Origin of the sequence: Vibrio sp. Vb0598, assembly GCF_033338935.1 — a bacterium.
GTDB lineage: Bacteria > Pseudomonadota > Gammaproteobacteria > Enterobacterales > Vibrionaceae > Vibrio > Vibrio alginolyticus.
The window spans coordinates 1-21865 of record NZ_JAWOTP010000021.1; the positions used below are offsets into that span (position 1 = coordinate 1).

Annotated in this window: 18 protein-coding genes; 8 read left to right on the plus strand and 10 right to left on the minus strand. The window is 46.5% G+C overall.

What is annotated here, in order from left to right; translation table 11 throughout:
• Nucleotides 1-43: 43 nt before the first annotated feature.
• The 3 genes from hemG to R7Q38_RS18370 are packed head-to-tail and all read right to left on the minus strand — an operon-like array spanning nt 44 to nt 2708.
• Nucleotides 44-571: a menaquinone-dependent protoporphyrinogen IX dehydrogenase gene (gene hemG / locus R7Q38_RS18360; RefSeq protein ID WP_054577148.1), complete on the minus strand. Its 528-nt coding sequence runs from the start codon at nt 569-571 to the stop codon at nt 44-46.
• 9 nt (nt 572-580) lie between these two features.
• Nucleotides 581-2038 carry a TrkH family potassium uptake protein gene (locus tag R7Q38_RS18365; RefSeq protein ID WP_005378893.1) on the minus strand — a complete coding sequence of 486 codons (1458 nt, stop codon included), beginning with the start codon at nt 2036-2038 and terminating at the stop codon, nt 581-583.
• A gap of 46 nt (nt 2039-2084) precedes the next feature.
• Nucleotides 2085-2708: a YigZ family protein gene (locus R7Q38_RS18370; RefSeq protein WP_005378891.1), complete on the minus strand. Its 624-nt coding sequence runs from the start codon at nt 2706-2708 to the stop codon at nt 2085-2087.
• A 261-nt stretch (nt 2709-2969) separates the two neighbouring features.
• Between R7Q38_RS18370 and fadB the strand changes: the two genes are divergently transcribed.
• From fadB to R7Q38_RS18385, 3 genes are all read left to right on the plus strand, one after another.
• Nucleotides 2970-5141, plus strand: a complete 2172-nt coding sequence (fadB, locus tag R7Q38_RS18375) for a fatty acid oxidation complex subunit alpha FadB (RefSeq protein WP_239939007.1) — start codon at nt 2970-2972, stop codon at nt 5139-5141.
• A 14-nt stretch (nt 5142-5155) separates the two neighbouring features.
• Nucleotides 5156-6331, plus strand: coding sequence for an acetyl-CoA C-acyltransferase FadA (gene fadA / locus R7Q38_RS18380; protein WP_005378883.1), 1176 nt, complete (start codon nt 5156-5158; stop codon nt 6329-6331).
• A 250-nt stretch (nt 6332-6581) separates the two neighbouring features.
• The gene (locus R7Q38_RS18385; RefSeq protein WP_005378882.1) at nt 6582-7562 is read left to right on the plus strand and encodes an MDR family oxidoreductase; all 981 of its coding nucleotides are present in this window, start codon (nt 6582-6584) and stop codon (nt 7560-7562) included.
• A gap of 52 nt (nt 7563-7614) precedes the next feature.
• Here the strand turns inward: R7Q38_RS18385 and R7Q38_RS18390 are convergent, their stop codons facing one another.
• A complete protein-coding gene (locus R7Q38_RS18390) occupies nt 7615-8559 on the minus strand; it encodes a LysR family transcriptional regulator (RefSeq protein ID WP_005378881.1) in 945 nt (314 codons plus the stop codon).
• Nucleotides 8560-8727: 168 nt separating this feature from the next.
• Nucleotides 8728-8910, minus strand: a complete 183-nt coding sequence (locus R7Q38_RS18395; protein WP_005378880.1) for a hypothetical protein — start codon at nt 8908-8910, stop codon at nt 8728-8730.
• A 133-nt stretch (nt 8911-9043) separates the two neighbouring features.
• Between R7Q38_RS18395 and tusA the strand changes: the two genes are divergently transcribed.
• Entirely contained in the window at nt 9044-9292 is a 249-nt protein-coding gene (tusA, locus tag R7Q38_RS18400) for a sulfurtransferase TusA (protein WP_005378879.1), read from the plus strand.
• 44 nt (nt 9293-9336) lie between these two features.
• Here the strand turns inward: tusA and R7Q38_RS18405 are convergent, their stop codons facing one another.
• Nucleotides 9337-9597, minus strand: coding sequence for a hypothetical protein (locus R7Q38_RS18405; RefSeq protein ID WP_005378878.1), 261 nt, complete (start codon nt 9595-9597; stop codon nt 9337-9339).
• 160 nt (nt 9598-9757) lie between these two features.
• Entirely contained in the window at nt 9758-10312 is a 555-nt protein-coding gene (locus tag R7Q38_RS18410; protein WP_017821922.1) for a TMEM165/GDT1 family protein, read from the minus strand.
• Between the two features lie 484 nt (nt 10313-10796).
• On the opposite strand from R7Q38_RS18410, the gene glyQ reads away from it, so the two are divergent.
• The 4 genes from glyQ (at nt 10797) to R7Q38_RS18430 (ending at nt 17579) form a co-directional block, all read left to right on the plus strand.
• Entirely contained in the window at nt 10797-11714 is a 918-nt protein-coding gene (gene glyQ, locus R7Q38_RS18415; protein ID WP_005383818.1) for a glycine--tRNA ligase subunit alpha, read from the plus strand.
• Between the two features lie 13 nt (nt 11715-11727).
• Nucleotides 11728-13794 carry a glycine--tRNA ligase subunit beta gene (glyS, locus tag R7Q38_RS18420; RefSeq protein WP_005378875.1) on the plus strand — a complete coding sequence of 689 codons (2067 nt, stop codon included), beginning with the start codon at nt 11728-11730 and terminating at the stop codon, nt 13792-13794.
• Between the two features lie 217 nt (nt 13795-14011).
• On the plus strand, nt 14012-16096 hold the full coding sequence (locus R7Q38_RS18425) for an alpha-amylase (protein WP_239939009.1): 2085 nt from the start codon (nt 14012-14014) through the stop codon (nt 16094-16096).
• A 229-nt stretch (nt 16097-16325) separates the two neighbouring features.
• Nucleotides 16326-17579, plus strand: coding sequence for a valine--pyruvate transaminase (locus R7Q38_RS18430; protein WP_239939010.1), 1254 nt, complete (start codon nt 16326-16328; stop codon nt 17577-17579).
• A 127-nt stretch (nt 17580-17706) separates the two neighbouring features.
• Here R7Q38_RS18430 and R7Q38_RS18435 read toward each other — a convergent pair whose 3' ends face one another.
• From R7Q38_RS18435 to gyrB, 3 genes are all read right to left on the minus strand, one after another.
• Nucleotides 17707-18144, minus strand: coding sequence for an Hsp20 family protein (locus R7Q38_RS18435; RefSeq protein WP_005378857.1), 438 nt, complete (start codon nt 18142-18144; stop codon nt 17707-17709).
• Between the two features lie 533 nt (nt 18145-18677).
• On the minus strand, nt 18678-19094 hold the full coding sequence (locus tag R7Q38_RS18440; RefSeq protein WP_017635594.1) for a GreA/GreB family elongation factor: 417 nt from the start codon (nt 19092-19094) through the stop codon (nt 18678-18680).
• A gap of 343 nt (nt 19095-19437) precedes the next feature.
• Entirely contained in the window at nt 19438-21855 is a 2418-nt protein-coding gene (gyrB, locus tag R7Q38_RS18445) for a DNA topoisomerase (ATP-hydrolyzing) subunit B (RefSeq protein WP_005378841.1), read from the minus strand.
• Between the last annotated feature and the right edge of the window lie 10 nt (nt 21856-21865).

Sequence of the window (21865 nt, forward strand, 5' to 3'; positions counted from 1 at the left end):
CGGATAAATTTGCATCAAAAGCGGTCAAAAGAGCACGTTATTTCTACAGTTCTCTGAATTTATCTGCGAAAAGAGCCACTTTTTCCCAATTGGTGTACTCCACCTCTTTGGTCGTATCAGTTTCGCCACCCGTCATCGACATAATGAACCTAATCATAGTTCTGTCGAACCAGCTGTAACGTGGGTAATAAAGTGCACCAGCAAAAACACCGATTAGCGTTGGTTTCCAAGGCGACTTAATTAGGAACTTGTGAATGTAGGCACTACCTTCAGGTGTATCCTTTCCTTGGTCCTCTTTACGAGCGGTTAGGTTTACGCAGAAAAATGCCACTTTATTTTGCTCCAATTGATTGAGGTTTCGCTCAATAAACTGGTATAGCTTTTTATTAAGATGGCCATAGCGAATAGAGGCGCCTATCAATACTCTGTCGTATTGGCTGAAGTCAATCGTCTCGACATTATGTAAATCCACCAGCTCACAATCGAAATCTGGAAGTTGTTCATCTATATAGTGGAGAATTTTTTTAGTCTGCCCTTCGCGGGAAGAGTATAGAAATAATGCTTTTGCCACGATTTCCCCTTAGCTACGCCAAAACGTCGGCGTAAGTAGAATAAGTAAGGTAAAGATTTCCAAACGACCAAACAGCATAGAAACTATTAATACCCATTTTGCTTTGTCGTTAACATCACCAAAGTGAAGCGCCACTTCTCCCAAGCCAGGACCGAGGTTGTTCAGAGTCGCAGCCACCGCCGAGAACGCACTGAGCTCATCCATTCCTGTTGCAATCAACCCCAACATACAAACCACAAATACCAATGCGTATGCGGAGAAGAAACCCCAAACCGCATCGACAACACGTTGCGGTAGGGCACTGCCACCTACTTTGATGGTGTAAACCGCGCGTGGATGGACTAAACGTTTTAGTTCACGCGCACCTTGTAAGGTAAGAAGCAGGATACGGATCACTTTCATGCCGCCGCCTGTTGAACCAGCACAACCACCTATAAAGGAAGAGAACAATAACAGCACAGGTAAGAAGAGCGGCCAATCCGCAAAACCTGTTGTCGTAAAGCCCGCTGTTGTGGATATTGATACGGTTTGGAACAGAGCCTGATCGAAAGCATCGTATGTCGATGTGTAAGAGTGATGTTTCAGTAATAATAGAAAGCAAATGATAAATAGCAGCACTTGAATAAACAAGAAGGCGCGAAACTCAGGATCTTTCCAGTAATACTTGGGATGTACGCCACCTGATGCAAATGCAGCAAAGTGCAGTGTGTAATTACATGCAGATATAAGCAGAAAAACCACCGTAATCAGGTTAATCGCGTAACTATCAAAGTATCCGATGCTGGCATCGTGGGTAGAGAAGCCACCAATGGCAATGGTGGAAAAGCTGTGACTGATGGCATCAAATGGCGTCATACCAGCTAACCAAAAAGCCGAAGCACAGGCGATAGTCAGGCTCAAATAGATGTACCAAAGCGCCTTAGCAGTTTCTGCTATGCGCGGCGTCACTTTAGTATCCTTGACTGGACCTGGGATCTCGGCGCGGTAAAGCTGCATACCACCGATGCCAAGTACTGGCAAAATCGCCACCGCTAATACGATAATTCCCATACCGCCGAACCACTGCAGTAACTGTCGATAGAATAGAATCGCTTTAGGTAACTCATCCAAACCAACAATAACGGTCGCCCCGGTCGTCGTGAGAGCAGAAAACGATTCAAAAAACGCATCTGTCACTGAGACGTTCGGGTTGTCAGCAATGAGAAAGGGGATCGAGCCTGCACTGCCAAGTACTGTCCAGAATAAGACGACAATAAGAAAGCCATCTCGAGCTTTAAGCTCGTGCTTATACCTGCGGTTTGGGTACCAACAAACGGCCCCACAAAACAGCAGAACAAAAAATGTCGTGACAAAAGGCACACCAGCACCATCTCGATAGATCAGCGCAACGAGTGCTGGCGCAAGCATAGTGACACTAAAGAGTGCGAGCAGTAGCCCGACGATTCGAATAATTGAACGAAATTGCATGGATAAATTGACTAGCGAAGCTGTCCCTGTTGCTTCCTGTTTTTCATTATTGTCCGTCTAGCGGAGTGACAATTGCCTTTGCCCCGCTTTTATTGATGATTGCTTGGGTAAACGCGCTCACTTCTCGAAGCTCAATTTCCACCACTAATACGACCTGATCGCTGTATTCAGCCTCGACTTCTATCGCGCCAAATTGCGGCATGATTGATTGTGCGATAGGCATAAACCCATAGTCTAACGTTAGTCTGAGCTTTGTGGTTATTTTTTTCTCAATAGTTTGAAGCAGCTTGAGCGCTTGTTGAACCCCACCCCCATACGCTTTAACCAAGCCGCCTGTACCTAACTTGATTCCACCAGAGTATCGCGTGACCACAGCCGTGATCTCCCCCACCCCAGATCCAGACAGCTGCGCCAGGATTGGTTTGCCTGCTGTTCCGGACGGCTCCCCATCATCACTAAAGCCCCATTTCATTGAATCTTCCGGGCGACCAGCAACAAAGCCCCAACAGTTATGTCTAGCATCAGCGTGTTTAGCTTTGATTTGATCAACAAATGCTTTTGCAGCTTCGATACTTGGCGTGTGCGCTAAATAAGTAATGAATACGCTCTTTTTAATTTCTTCTTCAAATTGAGCGGGCTCTGCTGGAATCAGATAAGGCTTGTCATTCATAGGATTATGGATTCAGGTCTATTTGCCTGAAGTCTATCACGAGTGTGATTTACCCGTCGCATAAGATCTGCCACAGCGCACAATGTTAAACACTTGTTTAAAAAATGTATTGAAATTAAACAATCCACGATCCAAACTAACTTTACTGGTCAAACCAGAACAAAAATAAAACGACTTCCTCGATACCTATTTGCCGAGGTACACGGCGTCGTTGAAATAGGTATACAGACAATCCACGATTGTATGTCATGGAGATAGACAATGATTTACCAAGCCGAAACCCTACAGGTAAAGGAAATACAAGATGGTATTGCAGAGCTAAGCTTCTGCTCTCCAAAATCCGTCAACAAACTCGACCTAGCGACATTAGAATCGCTAGATAAAGCTCTTGATGCGCTCATTGCCCATCAAGGCCTCAAGGGGTTGTTGCTCACTTCAGATAAAGACGCATTCATTGTAGGCGCAGACATTACCGAGTTTTTAGGTCTGTTTGCTAAAACGGATGCCGAGCTCGACCAATGGCTGCAATTTGCTAATAGCATCTTTAACAAATTAGAAGACTTACCCGTTCCGACCATCTCAGTGATCAAAGGCCACGCTCTTGGTGGCGGTTGTGAATGTGTGCTAGCAACAGACATGCGTATTGGTGACAAAACCACCAGCATCGGCCTACCAGAAACGAAACTGGGAATCATGCCGGGCTTTGGTGGTTGTGTACGCTTACCTCGCGTTATTGGCGCAGACAGCGCAATGGAAATCATCACCCAAGGTAAAGCATGCCGAGCTGATGAAGCATTGAAAATTGGCTTACTCGATGCTGTTGTAGAGACTGATGCTTTATACGAATCAGCACTACAAACTCTTAACTCTGCAATTAATGAGAAACTTGACTGGCAAGCACGCCGAGCACAGAAAACATCTCCGCTAACGCTGAGTAAGCTTGAATCAATGATGAGCTTCTCCATGGCGAAGGGTCTGGTGGCACAAAAAGCAGGTCCTCACTACCCTGCCCCAATGACAGCCGTTATCACGATTGAAGAAGGTGCTCGCTTTGCACGTAATGAAGCGTTAGACATTGAACGTAAGCACTTCGTGAAATTGGCTAAATCGGAAGAAGCAAAATCACTCGTTGGCCTATTCCTTAATGATCAATACATCAAAGGCATTGCGAAAAAAGCAGCGAAGTCAGCAAGTAAAGACACGCAACGTGCAGCCGTATTAGGTGCAGGTATCATGGGTGGCGGCATTGCTTACCAATCAGCGCTAAAAGGTGTGCCAGTCTTAATGAAAGACATCGCGCAAGCGTCGCTCGACCTAGGCATGACTGAAGCATCTAAGCTGCTGAATAAACGCTTATCTCGCGGTCGCATTGATGGCTTTAAGATGGCGGGTATTTTAGCGTCAATCACACCGAGCTTACATTACGCAGGTATTGAAAACTCTGATGTGATTGTTGAAGCTGTCGTTGAAAACCCGAAAGTAAAAGCAGCAGTTTTAAGTGAAGTTGAATCCCATGTCGGTGACGACACCGTTATCACCTCAAACACCTCAACGATTCCTATCAACCTATTGGCAAAATCACTAAAACGCCCAGAAAACTTCTGTGGTATGCACTTCTTCAACCCAGTGCATCGTATGCCTCTTGTTGAGATCATCCGTGGTGAGCACACCTCTGATGAAACCATCAATCGTGTTGTGGCGTATGCTGCGAAAATGGGCAAATCACCAATTGTCGTTAATGACTGCCCAGGGTTCTTCGTTAACCGCGTATTGTTCCCATACTTTGGCGGCTTCAGCATGCTACTTCGTGATGGTGCTGACTTTACGAAAATCGACAAAGTCATGGAGCGTAAGTTTGGCTGGCCGATGGGACCGGCGTACTTGCTTGACGTAGTCGGCATTGATACCGCGCACCACGCACAAGCTGTGATGGCTGACGGTTTCCCTGAGCGTATGGGTAAACAAGGTCGTGATGCGATTGATGCACTGTTCGAAGCAGACAAATATGGTCAGAAAAATGGTAATGGCTTCTACAGCTACACCATAGATAAAAAAGGTAAGCCGAAGAAAACCTTCTCCGAAGCGATCTTACCGGTACTTGCTGACGTTTGTGCCGATAAGCAGGACTTTGACGATCAGACCATCATTCAACGTATGATGATTCCAATGATCAACGAAGTGGTGCTGTGCCTACAAGAAGGCATCATCGCGACTCCGCAGGAAGCAGATATGGCATTGGTTTATGGTCTTGGTTTCCCTCCATTCCGCGGTGGCGTATTCCGCTATCTAGACAGCGTGGGTATTGCTGAATACGTTGAAATGGCAAAACAACATGCCGAGCTAGGTGCGATGTACCAAGTACCGCAAATGCTGATTGATATGGCGGCGAAAGGTGAAAGCTTTTACGGTGCACAACAGCAAGGTTCTATCTGAGGAGGGATTCTAAAATGACTAATCAAACAAGAAACGTTGTCGTAGTCGATTGTCTACGTACTCCAATGGGTCGCTCTAAAGGTGGTGCTTTCCGTCATACACGAGCAGAAGATCTATCTGCGCGCCTAATGACAGGCATTCTTGCGCGTAACCCACAAGTGAACCCAAGCGAGATTGAAGACATCTACTGGGGCTGTGTACAGCAAACACTAGAGCAAGGCTTTAACGTTGCACGTAATGCGGCGCTGCTTGCTGGTCTGCCGATTGAAATTGGCGCCGTGACGGTGAACCGCTTGTGTGGCTCATCAATGCAAGCGCTTCACGATGGTACACGTGCCATCATGACTGGCGATGCTGAAATCTGCCTAATTGGTGGTGTTGAGCACATGGGGCATGTGCCAATGAACCACGGTGTAGACTTTCACCCAGGTATGTCAAAGAACGTAGCAAAAGCTGCGGGCATGATGGGCTTAACGGCTGAAATGCTGGGTAAATTACATGGCATTAGCCGTGAGCAACAAGACGAGTTTGCCGCTCGCTCTCACGCTCGTGCGCACGCAGCAACCGTAGAGGGTCGTTTTAAAAACGAAATTCTACCAATTGAAGGCCACGCAGCAGACGGCACACTGTTCACTCTGGATTACGACGAAGTGATTCGCCCTGAAACATCCGTTGAAGGTCTATCTCAACTTCGCCCAGTGTTCGACCCTGCAAACGGTACAGTAACAGCCGGTACATCATCGGCGCTGTCCGATGGTGCATCAGCGATGTTGATCATGAGTGAAGAGAAAGCCAATGAGCTTGGCTTGAAGATTCGTGCACGCATTAAAGGTATGGCCATTGCGGGCTGCGATCCTTCTATCATGGGTTACGGTCCTGTACCTGCGACGAAAAAAGCGCTCAAGCGTGCCGGTCTTTCAATTGAAGACATGGATGTGGTTGAGCTAAACGAAGCATTTGCCGCGCAGTCTCTGCCGTGTGCTAAAGACTTAGGCCTGCTTGATGTTATGGATGAGAAGGTCAACCTTAACGGTGGTGCGATAGCATTGGGTCATCCACTAGGCTGTTCTGGTTCACGTATCTCAACAACGTTGATCAACCTAATGGAAGCGAAAGACGCGAAATACGGTCTGGCCACCATGTGTATCGGTTTGGGTCAGGGCATTGCGACAGTATTTGAACGACCATAACAGTTCAAGACGTTGTTGTAGTGATCGAGCCAACAATCATAAGCAAATGAACTAGTACTAAAATTTTTAGTATTACACTTAAGGGCGACAATTGATGTCGCCCTTTGTTTTACATCAAACATGCATGAAGAGCATACATTAAATGCTCAAGTTTCATTTTATTCATAGACAAAGAAGACATACACTTAGACCAGTTGATATCTTGCTGCATGTGACCCAGAGTCATGCTACCGCACAATCGGAGAACCTTATGTTTAATGCTCTAGTTCTAAATCAAGAAGACAAACGTACTATCGCTAACATCGAGCAAATCGATGAAACACAACTGCCTGAAGGCGACGTTCTGATTGACGTTGATTACTCATCGTTAAACTACAAAGACGGTCTTGCGATCACAGGTAAAGGTAAAATCATCCGTAACTTCCCGATGGTGCCAGGTATTGACCTAGCAGGTACGGTAGTAAGCTCAGAAGACGACCGCTACCAAGCAGGCGACAAAGTTGTCCTTACTGGCTGGGGCGTGGGTGAAAACCATTGGGGTGGTATGTCTCAGCGTGCTCGTCTAAAAGCGGATTGGCTAGTACCACTACCAAAAGGTCTAGACAGCAAGAAAGCAATGATGGTTGGTACTGCTGGCTTCACTGGTATGCTGTGTGTTCAAGCACTGCTTGATGCAGGCATCAAACCTGAAAATGGCGAAATCCTAGTAACTGGCGCAAGTGGCGGTGTAGGCTCAGTCGCAGTAACGCTTCTAGCACAGCTTGGCTACAAAGTTGCTGCAGTGACAGGTCGTGTAGAGAAAAACGGCCCGCTACTTGAAAAACTAGGTGCTAGCCGCATCATCGACCGTACTGAATTTGAAGAACCAGCACGTCCGCTTGAAAAACAAGTATGGGCAGGTGCGGTTGATACTGTAGGCAGCAAAGTACTAGCAAAAGTATTGGCGCAAATGGATTACAACAGTGCAGTTGCAGCTTGTGGTCTTGCAGGTGGTTTTGATCTACCAACCACAGTGATGCCGTTCATACTACGTAATGTTCGCCTACAAGGTGTGGACTCAGTAATGTGCCCTACAGAGAAACGTATCGCTGCATGGGAAAAGCTGGTCGAGCTACTACCAGACAGCTACTTCGAGCAAGCGTGTACTGAAGTTGCTCTTGCTGAAGCACCGAAATATGCAGAAGACATCACCAACGGTCAAGTAACGGGTCGTGTGGTTATCAAGCTATAAACACTGACTCAGTGTAAACAGACGAAGAGCCGGCATTGCTGGCTCTTTTTTGTTAGCAGTTCAGTCCCATATCTTCGATACGTTTAGCTATCAGACGGCTACACTCTTCACGCACAATCGTTCTTAACCATTCTTGAGCAGGAGAATGCTCGCAACGCGCATGCCAAATCATCGAGTATTCAAACGGCGTGAATTGGAATGGTAACGGCTTCACCACCAAGTCATAACGCTCGGCAACCAGATACGCCAAGTCCGCTGGCACTGTGATGATAATTGGCAAGGTATCCATGATCGCCAATGCGGCTTCTAAATGATAAGCCCGCAGAACCATTTTACGCTTAGGTTTCTCCATCAAAGCTTGTTCGATCAGCGCTTTAACCCCATCACTGATGGCAATCATGGCATGTGGATGACTCAGATAATCATCCAAGCTCATTTCTTTATCCGCTAATGGATGCTGTTTTGAAAGCATACACAGCACCCCCACTCGCCCCAACACTTCACTGCGTAGAGGCTCCACTGGGCCTGTCGGGCGACAAATCGCTAAGTCTGCACCTTCATATGTTAATTGATCAGATAAGCGGTCGTGTTGCAGTGGCAAGAAGTTAAACGACACATTCGGCGCTTCTTGGTAAATTCTCGGCAAAGCGAACGGTAAGATCGTTTGCATGGCATAGTCGGTGGTCACGATGTTGAAAGTCTGCACGCATTGCAATGGGTCAAACTCAACCGGAGATAACAACTGACGTAAAGACTCTAATGGCTCGCCCAATGAGCGATCGATCTCTAACGCTTTCTGAGTTGGGATCAAATGCTGTCCCTGACGAGTAAACAGCGGATCTCCCAATAAGTCACGCAGACGACCAAGCACACGACTCATTGCCGATTGACTCAAGTTCAGACGTGTTGCTGCCTTACTGACACTGTTTTCCTCTATCAGTACTCGCAACGCAACCAGTAAATTTAAATCTCGGCGATAGATATCTTCCAGTTCCACGAATTAGCCACTTATTTTGTATGTGTTTGGGTAAATTGTACTCTTTAGGCAAAAAAAATCCCGCCTTTCAGCGGGGAAGCCCAAGAAAAATGGGGATAGTGTCGGAATGAAGTGTCGGTAAAAAATAGGTGAGCGTTATTAAAAGCATTCTGATCCAAGCAAGAAGCGCTAATTTTCTTGCTCAGATGCGCCAGACCATCTGCGCATCTCGATCCAAATCCCAATAATAGTGGCAACCATGCCTACAAGAGGCGTCAAAGAGGTGTCAGCTGGCGTCCTGAGTACCAATGCACAAAACGAGATAAAACACAGCACTGAGTAAATCGTAAGTCTGTCTAACGCTGTTAACATTGCCTCTCCCTTGCCAGTTGTTACCAAATTGTTAATTTAAGGTAAAACAAAAAATTCGGTTTGCCAAGTGGTTATTGAATATTTTTTCAACGAAAGTAAAATTCAACGCTCAGTTAGTTACGAGAATCACACTATGAGCTTTAATCCTGAACTGGCAAACAAGACATTAGAGGCGGAAGGACTGCGCTGCCCAGAGCCAGTGATGATGGTCAGGAAGACAATTCGCAACATGCAAGATGGTGAGATTTTGCTGGTCAAAGCAGACGATCCATCCACGACTCGAGACATTCCGAGTTTCTGCCGCTTTATGGACCACCAATTAGTTGCGGCACAAACGGAGCAAGTTCCGTATCAGTACCTGATCAAGAAAGGATTGGAATAATCTGGTCGAACTAAAAACGGCAGCCTATATTGGCTGCCGTTTGTTTATTCGTCGTATTCGAGTGTGCGAACTTCTGATTGGAGCTTGTTAAGTTGTTTCTTCATTGCCCGCATCTCTTCATGCATAGGAATGATGTGAGCGACACGAATCCACGCTTCTACTGTCAATCCAGTAAGAACGAACGATCCTGCTACAATCGGTAACCACATATCAGTTAGCACCATCGCTAGTAAACACAGCGCTAAACCAAAAGTGAATAAATAACTCTGACTCTTCGGGGACATCCCCATGTAACGTGTAAGCATAAACTTGCCCTCTCGCTATCATTCACACCATTAAACTACCATGACAAGTATGACACTTATATGTCATCCGTCACGCAACGGAACGATTTAGAGTCAGAGTTTGAACTCGCGCAGCACGCCACTAATGATTGATAACTCACATCATTTCACGTGCAAAAAATCAGAACAGTGCAGCCCCTATTGCCAGAGCAATAAACAAAAATGCGGTGATTTTACGGATCAGCCCTAAAGGCATCTTGTCGGCCGACAATTTACCAATCAGGACCACAGGTACATTCGCCAGCAGCATACCGATTGTGGTACCGATAATCACCAAACTTAACGCATTCGCGTATTGCGCCCCTAAGATGGAAGTGGCGATCTGAGTTTTATCGCCTATCTCCGCAACGAAGAACGCGATAAAGCTGGCAATAAATGGGCCTCGATTAGAAATCTGCTCGTCATCATCCAGTTTGTCCGGGATCAGAACCCAAGCCGCCATCGCGACAAAACTGACCACCAGCACCCACTTTAAAATCTCAGGTGATAGATAGTCTGCGACAACCACACCTAACCATGCAGCCAAAGCGTGGTTGGCAATAGTTGCCAAAAAGATTGCTGCAATAATTGGGATTGGTTTTCGGTAACGACTTGCGAGTAATAGAGATAGCAATTGGGTCTTATCGCCAATTTCTGCTAACGCTACAGTAGTAATTGAAATAGCTAAAACGCTCACGACATGCTCATTGGGGCAGGGATTATTATTTTTAACCGAAGACAAACCTCACGCCCCTACCCCGGTTCGTGATGATTTGTCTAAGGTCTTGCTAAACTTGAAAGGCTCCAAGTCTCGAACGCCATGGTGATTTTGCACCAATTATGTTGACGGACGAACCAGATGAAACAGAAACTTCATCAGGTAAGCTACTCCCCAAAGACAGGCGCAATTCTAGCCACCTTTGTTGCGCTTCTCAAGAGCCAAAGCAGGCAAAAACTCCCTTTTAGGAAAAATACAGCAGATAACGCGGTAAAAATTCATTAAAGGAGAAAATCGCCCACGAATTAATCAAGATTAGCTCTACTCCCATGCTCAATATCTGGTTATACTAGATTGTTAATTTATTCAACCGTAATTACTCTTTATCGCCGTTGTTAGAGTTGAAAAACTCGGCATAGATGACGAATTAACGAGTAACAAGAGAATCGCGCGAACCTGACTTATGCAAAAATACGATATCAAAACCTTCCAGGGAATGATCCTCGCGCTGCAGGATTATTGGGCTCAAAATGGTTGTACCATTGTTCAACCGCTAGATATGGAAGTGGGTGCGGGTACCTCTCACCCAATGACCTGTCTACGAGCGCTTGGCCCAGAGCCAATGTCGACAGCTTATGTACAACCTTCACGTCGTCCTACTGATGGCCGTTACGGTGAAAACCCTAACCGTCTTCAGCACTACTACCAATTCCAAGTAGCGCTAAAACCATCGCCTGACAATATTCAAGAGTTGTACCTTGGCTCCCTTGAAGTTCTTGGTATTGACCCTCTTGTACACGACATCCGTTTCGTAGAAGACAACTGGGAAAACCCAACACTAGGCGCATGGGGTCTAGGCTGGGAAGTTTGGCTAAACGGCATGGAAGTGACTCAGTTTACTTACTTCCAGCAAGTTGGCGGTCTTGAGTGTAAGCCAGTTACTGGTGAGATCACTTACGGTATCGAACGTCTAGCAATGTACATCCAAGAAGTAGACTCTGTTTACGACCTAGTTTGGAACATCGCACCAGACGGCAGCAAAGTGACTTACGGTGACATCTTCCACCAAAACGAAGTAGAGCAATCAACTTACAACTTCGAGCACGCAGACGTTGAATTCCTATTTGGCTTCTTCGAACAGTGTGAAAAAGAGTGTAAAGAGCTACTTGAGCTTGAAAAGCCACTGCCACTACCTGCTTACGAGCGCATCCTAAAAGCCGGTCACGCATTCAACCTACTAGACGCACGTAAAGCGATCTCAGTAACTGAACGCCAACGTTACATCCTACGCATCCGCAACCTGACTAAAGCAGTTGCAGAAGCATACTACGCATCGCGTGAAGCTCTTGGCTTCCCAATGTGTAAGAAAGAACAAGCGTAAGGGGTAGAGTAACATGGCAAAAGAATTTCTAATCGAGCTAGGTACAGAAGAGCTACCACCAACGCAACTTCGCACACTAGCTGAAGCATTCGCAGCAAACTTCGAAGCAGAACTAAAAGGCGCTGAGCTTGCTCACGAGGGCGTGAAATGGTTCGCGGCACCTCGTCGTCTTGCTCTAAAAGTAGCAGCACTAGCAGACAGCCAGTCTGACAAAGTTGTTGAAAAGCGTGGTCCTGCGGTTTCTGCAGCATTTGACGCAGAAGGCAACCCAACAAAAGCGGCTCAAGGCTGGGCACGCGGTTGTGGCATCACGGTTGACCAAGCAGAGCGCATGGTTACAGACAAAGGTGAATGGCTACTGTTCAAACAAGAAGTGAAAGGTCAGCCAACGTCTGAAATCGTCGTTGAACTTGCAGCGAAAGCACTAGCAAACCTACCTATCGCAAAACCAATGCGCTGGGGTAACAAAACGACTCAATTTATCCGTCCAGTTAAGACGCTAACCATGCTAATGGGCAGCGACCTAATCGAAGGCGAGATCCTTGGTGTTGCTTCAGACCGCACTATCCGTGGTCACCGCTTCATGGGTGAGCAAGAGTTCACTATCGATTCTGCTGAACAATACCCTGCGATCCTAGAAGAGCGCGGTAAAGTAATGGCAGATTACGAAGCGCGTAAAGCAATCATCCTAGCTGACGCACAAAAAGCGGCAGCAGCGGTTGGCGGTATCGCTGACCTAGAAGATGACCTAGTAGAAGAAGTAACGTCTCTGGTTGAATGGCCAGTGGTACTAACAGCGAAGTTTGAAGAAGAGTTCCTAAAAGTGCCTTCTGAAGCGTTGGTTTACACCATGAAAGGTGACCAAAAATACTTCCCTGTTTACGACGAAAACAAGAAGCTACTACCTAACTTCATCTTCGTATCGAACATCGAATCAAAAGAGCCTCGTTACGTAATCGAAGGTAACGAGAAAGTGGTTCGTCCTCGCCTTGCAGACGCAGAATTCTTCTTCAACACAGACCGTAAGCGTCCGCTTATCGACCGTCTACCTGAACTAGAGCAAGCGATCTTCCAAAAGCAACTGGGTACGATCAAAGACAAAACAGACCGCATCACTGAACTTGCTGGCTACATTGCTGAGCAAATCGGTGCTGACGTTGAGAAATCAAAGCGTGCTGGTCTACTAGCAAAATGTGACCTAATGACCTCAATGGTATTCGAATTCACCGATACTCAAGGTGTTATGGGTATGCACTATGCTCGTCACGACGGTGAAGCAGAAGAAGTTGCAGTAGCACTGAACGAGCAATACATGCCTCGTTTCGCAGGTGATGAACTGCCATCAAACGGCGTTTCAACTGCAGTTGCAATGGCAGACAAGCTAGACACTATCGTAGGTATCTTCGGTATTGGTCAAGCGCCTAAAGGCAGCGACCCATTCGCACTACGCCGCGCATCTCTAGGTGTACTACGTATCATCGTTGAATACGGCTACAACCTAGATCTTGTTGACCTAGTAGCGAAAGCGAAGTCACTGTTTGGCGATCGCCTAACCAACGACAACGTTGAGCAAGACGTTATCGAGTTCATGCTTGGTCGTTTCCGTGCTTGGTACCAAGACGAAGGCTTCAGCGTAGACATCATTCAAGCGGTTCTAGCTCGTCGTCCGACGAAACCAGCAGACTTCGACCAACGAGTTAAAGCGGTTTCTCACTTCCGTGAACTAGAAGCAGCAGAGTCTCTAGCAGCAGCGAACAAACGTGTAGGTAATATCCTAGCGAAATTCGACGGCGAACTAGCAGCAGACATCGACCTAGCACTTCTACAAGAAGACGCAGAGAAAGCACTAGCAGAAAGCGTTGAAGTAATGACTGAAGCGCTAGAGCCAGCATTTGCTACAGGTAACTACCAAGAAGCCCTAAGCAAGCTAGCTGACCTACGTGAACCAGTTGATGCGTTCTTTGATAACGTAATGGTAATGGCAGACGACGAAGCACTTAAGAAGAACCGTCTGACACTACTGAACAACCTGCGTAACCTGTTCCTACAGATCGCAGACATTTCTTTGCTTCAAAAGTAATTCATTACTCTTCGAAGTGATTAAGAAATAAGTAAAAGGGAAGCAGATGCTTCCCTTTTTTGTTGCCTTCAAACCGATGAAGGTGACGCTTATTATTCATTTTGTGAACAAGACTAAAATTTGTAGGGTGAGACGCGTTTAACTTGTTGGTATAGAGCTCGGATTGTAGAGGCACAGTTTTGCTATAACTGGACTGTTTATTCGGGGGAAGGACACAATGAAAAAAACAATTCTCGCACTCTCTATTGGTCTACTGAGCGCCTGCAGCCAGATTCCAGAAAATGCCATCGTATTAAGCGTTGGTGATGATACCGCTGTTTTTGAGGAAAACTCACAGGGCTTACTTGTCGCCGAGCAAAAACTCGAAAAAGGCAGCTACACCTTTACCATTGCCGACAGTAATCAAAGCTGTGGCAGTAGCTTTGCCCTAGCAGAAGAAGATCGCATCAAGTTCAATCGTCCATTAAAAATGGATAACTGCGCCACTGATGCACAAATGCCGCTGCGCATCTTCAAAGCCAATACCTATCAATTTACGCTCAATCCAACCACCAACGAACTGACGGTAAAAATTAAACCAAAACAGACTCAGGACATCACCTACTCTTGCCCTGTCGCAACTGACACGCCAAAAACCATCAACGTTGCTCAAACCTTTAATGATGGCACTGTCGTTCGTGATGCCTTAACCGAACAAGAAACCACTGTCGCCAATGGCAGCGTCACCATGCAGCCGGGTCCTATGAGCCAAGGTCTATTGCTGCTAGAAGAAGTCGATCAGCAAGCCGATAAACCATTCAGCTGGGATAACGCGACGGTGTACTTCGTCATGACAGACCGCTTCTACAATGGCAACCCAGACAACGACAACAGCTACGGTCGCAGCAAAGATGGAAAATACGAGATTGGCACCTTCCACGGTGGTGACTTAGCGGGTCTAACGAAAAAACTCGATTACATCGAATCACTTGGTGTGAATGCTATCTGGATAACTTCACCACTGGAACAAATCCACGGCTGGGTTGGCGGCGGCGATAAAGGCGACTTTAAGCACTACGGCTACCACGGCTACTACCACCAAGATTGGACCAAGCTCGATGCCAACATGGGTACCGAAGATGAACTCAGAACCTTCGTTGATACCGCCCACAAGAAAGGCATCCGCGTGATTTGGGATGTAGTCATGAACCACACAGGTTATGCGACATTAGCAGACATGCAGGAATTCGGATTTGGTCAGCTTTACCTTGATGACCAAGAAGCTAAAGAAGTCCTTGGTGAAAAATGGACCGACTGGCAGCCAAAATCAGGACAAAGCTGGCACAGCTTCAACGACTACATCAAATACGGTGATAGCGAAGCGTGGGATAAATGGTGGGGCAAAGATTGGATCCGCACCGATATTGGCGACTACGATGCTCCGGGCTACAACGACATCACCATGTCTTTGAACTACCTACCGGATCTCAAAACCGAATCAACTCAGAAAACCGGATTACCAAACTTCTTCCGCAATAAAGACACCAATGCGCAAGATGAGCTGCAAACCCCACGTGAACACCTGATTACCTGGTTATCCGATTGGGTGCGCGACTACGGCATTGATGGCTTCCGTGTCGACACCGCTAAACACGTTGAAATGGAAGCGTGGGCAGAGTTGAAAGCCAGCACCACCCAAGCGCTTGCTCAATGGAAACAAAACAACCCGGACAAAGCCTTGGATGACCTACCTTTCTGGATGACAGGTGAAGTATGGGCACACAGCGTGGTGAAAAGCCCGTATTTCGATAACGGCTTCGACTCCATCATCAACTTCGAGTTCCAATCTGATGTAGCACCAAAAGCGCTGAAGTGTTTCGCTCAACTTGATAATGATTACCGCCGTTATGCAGAACGCATCAATACCGATCCTGAGTTCAACGTGTTGAGCTACCTGTCTTCACACGATACACAACTATTTTGGTCAGCTCGCAGCCGCAGCTTTGATGACCAAGCACGTGCGGCAAATGCTCTGATGCTGGCTCCGGGTGCAGTACAGATCTATTACGGTGATGAGATCGCCCGTGATTTTGGCATTACTGGTTCAGATACTCACCAAGGCACACGCTCAGATATGCCATGGGATAAGATTCATGGCGAACGTGAAGATCTACTGCAACATTGGCAAAAGTTGGGTGAATTCCGTAAACGCCACCCAGCAGTTGCTCAAGGTAAGCACATCACTCGCAATCAAGAAGGTTACTACGCGTTCGAACGCCAATACCAAGACGATAAGGTGCTGATTGTTTACACCGGTGAGTAAATCACACTCTCTCCACCAGCAAGGGAAGCATAAGCTTCCCTTTTTTATTGTTCTTTTTGCCCTTTTGTCTCGTTCCTCTGGTCTGATGACGCACTTTTTTCTTTTTCGGCTTAATTCACACTTTGCGTTAATTACACATTGAGGTAAGGTCAAGGATTACTCGATAAGCCGATAAAACATCGGCATAAACATACACAAAGCAATCACAATGAATTAGGTATAAGTCAGCATGCAGTTCTCAAAGTTTGGTGAAAAATTTAATCAGTATTCAGGTATTACGCAGTTAATGGACGATTTGAATGATGGTCTGCGCACACCAGGTGCCATCATGCTCGGTGGAGGTAATCCTGCCGCCATTCCTGCCATGCTCGATTACTTTCACCAAGCCAGTGAGGAAATGCTCGCCAGTGGGGAGCTCGTCGCCGCCCTCGCCAACTACGATGGCCCGCAGGGTAAAGACGCGTTCGTCAAAGCGCTAGCTCAGTTATTCCGTGAAACTTACGGCTGGGATATTTCCGAAAAAAACATCAGCCTAACTAACGGTAGCCAAAGTGGCTTTTTCTACTTGTTCAACTTGTTGGCAGGTAAACAGCCAGACGGTTCGCACAAGAAAGTGCTACTGCCTATCGCGCCTGAATACATCGGTTATGGTGATTCTGGCATTGATGAAGATATCTTTATCTCTTACCACCCAGAAATCGAGCTGTTAGATAACGGCCTGTTTAAATACCACGTCGATTTTGAGCAACTCGCCGTCGACGACTCTGTTGCGGCAATCTGCGCGTCTCGCCCAACTAACCCAACGGGTAATGTACTGACAGATGAAGAAGTACGTAAGCTGGACAAGCTAGCACGTGAGAACAACATCCCACTGATCATCGATAACGCCTACGGTCTACCTTTCCCGAACATCATCTTTGAAGATGTCGAACCGTTCTGGAATGAAAACACCATCCTATGCATGAGCCTATCTAAGCTTGGTTTACCGGGCGTGCGTTGTGGCATTGTGATTGCGAGTGAAGAAATCACTCAAGCGTTAACCAATATGAACGGCATCATCAGCCTAGCGCCGGGCAGTGTTGGTCCAGCGCTGGCAAACCATATAATTGGCAAAGGTGATCTGCTTAAACTGAGTTCAGAGGTGATTAAGCCGTTCTACAAGCAAAAATCACAACGTGCGGTTGAACTGCTCCAACAAGCAATTACCGATGAGCGATTCCGCATCCACAAGCCGGAAGGCGCTATCTTCTTGTGGTTATGGTTTGATGAACTGCCAATCACAACAATGGAACTGTACCAACGCTTGAAAGCGCGTGGCGTATTGATTGTCCCTGGTGAATATTTCTTTATTGGTCAGCAAGACGAGTGGGATCACGCGCACCAATGCCTGCGTATGAACTACGTTCAAGATGATGAGATGATGCAAAAAGGCATTGCGATTATCGCTGAAGAAGTGGAAAAGGCTTACCGCGAAGGTAAATAGACGGATTGAACTCAGCCGTTCTTCTCTTTGAAATTACGGCTTTGAAATAGCGGATTTGAAAACCCCCAAACTAAAAAGAGCGCCCATATGGCGCTCTTTCTCATTCTATAACCGGGTGGTTAACTGATTAGTTGTTCTCAATCAGGTTGTTGCCACCGATAGCAATCTTACGTGGTTGCATGGCTTCAGGGATTTCACGAACTAAATCGATATGAAGCAGACCGTTTTCCATTGATGCACCCACGACTTTTACGTAATCCGCTAGCTGGAATTTACGTTCAAAATCACGTTCTGCAATACCTTGGTAAACGTAGTTTTTGCCTTCTTCTGCTTTACGTTCGCCCTTCACAATCAACATGTTTTCGTTTTGAGTCAGATCGAGCTGTTCTTCAGCAAAGCCAGCAACGGCCATAGTAATACGGTAGTTGTGCTCGTCTTTTTGCTCAATGTTGTATGGAGGGTAACCGCCAGAAGTATTTTTCGCTGTATTCGCTTCCATCAGGTTTAGCAGACGATCAAAGCCAATTGCATTACGGTATAGTGGTGAGAAATCTACATTACGCATAAATCTATCCTCTTAATTAAGCAATAGTCTTAGTTCAGATGAGTTTCATCCTACTGGCGTGTTTATGCAAAAACCAACGCCGAACTAAGAGATTCTTATCATTCCACTGGCCTTGGTTTGGCTCGGAGACATGATATTGAATCTAAAGGTTTAAGTTGTGTGCTAAAACGCCATATCCTCTTCTGAGCGATCTCGTTTTAGCGATTTAAGAGGGCTGGTCTTCTAGTCTCTAGCAAGCCAGTCACCCTCTTCACAACTAGATATAAGGTCGTCAAAAATGACTTTCAAGGGAAAAAATAAAAAATTTTTAAAGCATCCACTATCCCCTTGAACAGCTTAGTTCCTCATCACTTCACGATCAGTGATAAAAAGCCCGCCGTTCTGGAGGGCTCAATCTACACTTTACTTGCGGGAGGATTTACGCGCTTTTACAACGCCCTTTTCTGCCGCCTTTTCCTGCTTTAGTTTGCGCTTTTCTTTTAGACTCAACTGCGGTTGTTTCTTTTCTTTCTTACTCATGACTTCACCTCTATTTATTGGCACAACAGACAACCACACAGCATTTTCTGAGCTGGTGGCTGCGATTGATGAACAATTTCAGTAATCACAAAGCAGCGTCGCTGATTAAAAATTTCCACTTCGAGCGCATCATTTTTAGCTCGACCTAACAGTCGAGACCCCAAATAAGAATCGACCGCGAGCATACCTGTCATGGGTTGCCCCTTACGCGAGCTGACCAATGTCATGCGATATTGATAGGCGCGTTCAACATCCACTAAGCGAACCGTGTCCCCAACCGCAATACGAGCTCGGTTACGGCAATGGGCTTGTTGCTCGCAGATTTCAAATAGCGATAACAACCTTAGTGGTGATTGATAGGTTAAAAAGCGACTGGTTAACCACCAAGTTCGCAGCGCCAAGCAGTACGCTGAGAACCAGCGTTCAAACATGATTATTTCCTTCTTAATGCCTTGTCTTACAAATAAATTCAGTGCATTGAACCGGAAGTGCATCACTTCCGGCTTAGTTCAGGAAAGTCATCACCATTTTCTTAGTCTCCTTATTCATCAGCTCTTCAGCACTATAGCGAGCAGAAAAAAGAAAGCAAAAACGCTCAAGCGAACAAAATGGCGAGAAAAAAAGAAAACAGAAATAAAATGGCAGGCTTGATCGGGTTGTTGGCAGTTAGTACCAGAAAAACATCCGCTTTAGCAGAAAGTGGCGATTTTAGCTGGTGGTACAACAAAAAAAGCAGCGATTTCTCGCTGCTTTTTACTATCACGAACAGTGTCGTTATACGTCTAGGTTCGCTACTTTCAGTGCGTTCTCTTCGATGAAGTTACGACGAGGTTCTACTTGGTCACCCATTAGCGTAGTGAACAGTTGATCTGCGCCTACCGCATCTTCAATCGTTACCTGCATCATACGACGAGTTTCTGGGTCCATGGTGGTTTCCCAAAGTTGGTCTGGGTTCATCTCACCTAGACCTTTGTAGCGCTGACGGCTTAAGCCACGCATTGACTCTTTCACTAACCAGTCAAGCGCTTCTGCAAAGTTTGCCACTGGCATAGTACGCTCACCACGTTTGATGTACGCGCCTTCTTCCAGAAGTCCATCAAGTGCTTCTGATAGATCAGCCAACTTGCCGTACTCTTTCGAGTTTAGGAAGTCGATGCTAATTGCATGTTCGTGCGTCACGCCGTGAGTACGAACCACAATCTTAGGCAAGTTTAAGCCTAGCTCTTCGTGCTGCTCAACTTCGTAGCTGTACTGGCTTGCACCCACTTCTTTCGCATTCAGCTGTTCAATAAGCTGCTTCGTCCACGCTTCCACAACTGATGCGTCATGGCATTGCTCTGGCGTTAGGCGAGGAGTGTAAATCAACTCGTTTACCAAAGCACTTGGGTAACGACGGCTCATACGTTCCGCCAGTTTAATACCCGCATTGTACTGTTGAACAAGCTTCTCTAGTGCTTCACCAGCCAATGCTGGTGCTTCTGCGTTTACGTGTAGCGATGCATTGTCCAGAGCCAATGATACTTGGTATTGGTTCATCGCTTCTTCATCTTTGATGTACTGCTCTTGTTTGCCTTTTTTCACTTTGTATAGTGGTGGCTGAGCGATGTACACATAGCCACGCTCGATAAGCTCTGGCATTTGACGGTAGAAGAAGGTCAACAGTAGCGTACGGATGTGCGAACCATCGACATCGGCATCGGTCATGATGATGATGTTGTGGTAACGAAGCTTGTCCGGGTTGTACTCGTCACGACCGATACCACAACCTAGTGCGGTGATCAGTGTTGCTACTTCTTGAGAAGATAGCATCTTGTCGAAACGTGCTTTTTCTACGTTAAGAATCTTACCTTTTAGCGGTAGGATCGCTTGGTTCTTACGGTTACGGCCTTGTTTTGCGGAGCCGCCTGCCGAATCACCCTCCACTATGTATAGTTCAGAGAGTGCCGGATCTTTTTCCTGACAGTCTGCAAGTTTACCTGGAAGGCCAGCTAGGTCTAGTGCACCTTTACGGCGCGTCATTTCACGAGCTTTACGCGCTGCTTCACGAGCACGTGCTGCATCGATGATTTTCGAACAAACCATCTTCGCTTCTGTCGGGTTCTCAATCAGGAACTCAGACAGTTTTTCACCCATTGCAGACTCAACAGCTGATTTCACTTCAGAAGAAACCAGTTTGTCTTTTGTTTGGCTTGAGAACTTAGGATCAGGCACTTTCACCGAAACAACCGCAGTTAGACCTTCACGCGCATCGTCGCCTGAAGTCGCTGTTTTCGCTTTCTTCGAGAAACCTTCTTTATCCATAAAGCTGTTCAATGTACGTGTTAGCGCAGCACGGAAACCAGCAAGGTGAGTACCACCATCACGCTGTGGGATATTGTTGGTAAAGCAGAAGATGTTCTCTTGGAAACCATCGTTCCATTGCATCGCCACTTCAACTGAAATGCCGTCTTCACGCTCAGAGTTAAAGTGGAAGATTTTTTCGATGATTGGCGTTTTGTTGGTGTTTAGGTGATCAACGAACGCTTGAATACCACCTTCATACATGAAGTGATCATGTTTGTCCGCTTCACGTTCATCAACCAATTTGATCGACACACCAGAGTTCAGGAATGACAGTTCACGCAGGCGCTTCGCCAGAATGTCATAGTGGAACTCTGTGTTAGAGAACGTCTCGGCACTTGGCCAGAAACGAATTTGTGTACCGGTTTTATCCGTATCACCCACAACGGCTAGTGGCGCTTGAGGCTCACCATGGCGGTAGGTTTGCGTATGGATATGACCACCACGATGAATCGTTAGCTCAACTTTCTCTGATAGTGCGTTTACTACTGAAACACCTACCCCGTGAAGACCACCCGATACTTTGTATGAGTTATCGTCGAACTTACCACCCGCGTGAAGAACCGTCATGATTACTTCTGCTGCAGAGACATTTTCCTCTGAGTGGATTTCTGTTGGAATGCCACGACCATCATCGCTAACGGAAACCGAGTTATCCTCATGAATTGTCACAACGATGTCTTTACAGTGACCTGCCAACGCTTCATCAATTGAGTTATCCACCACCTCGAAAACCATGTGGTGAAGGCCGGTGCCGTCGTCCGTATCGCCGATGTACATTCCTGGACGCTTACGTACCGCATCCAGACCCTTCAGTACCTTAATACTCGATGAATCGTAATTTTCAGACATGAGTTTCTCT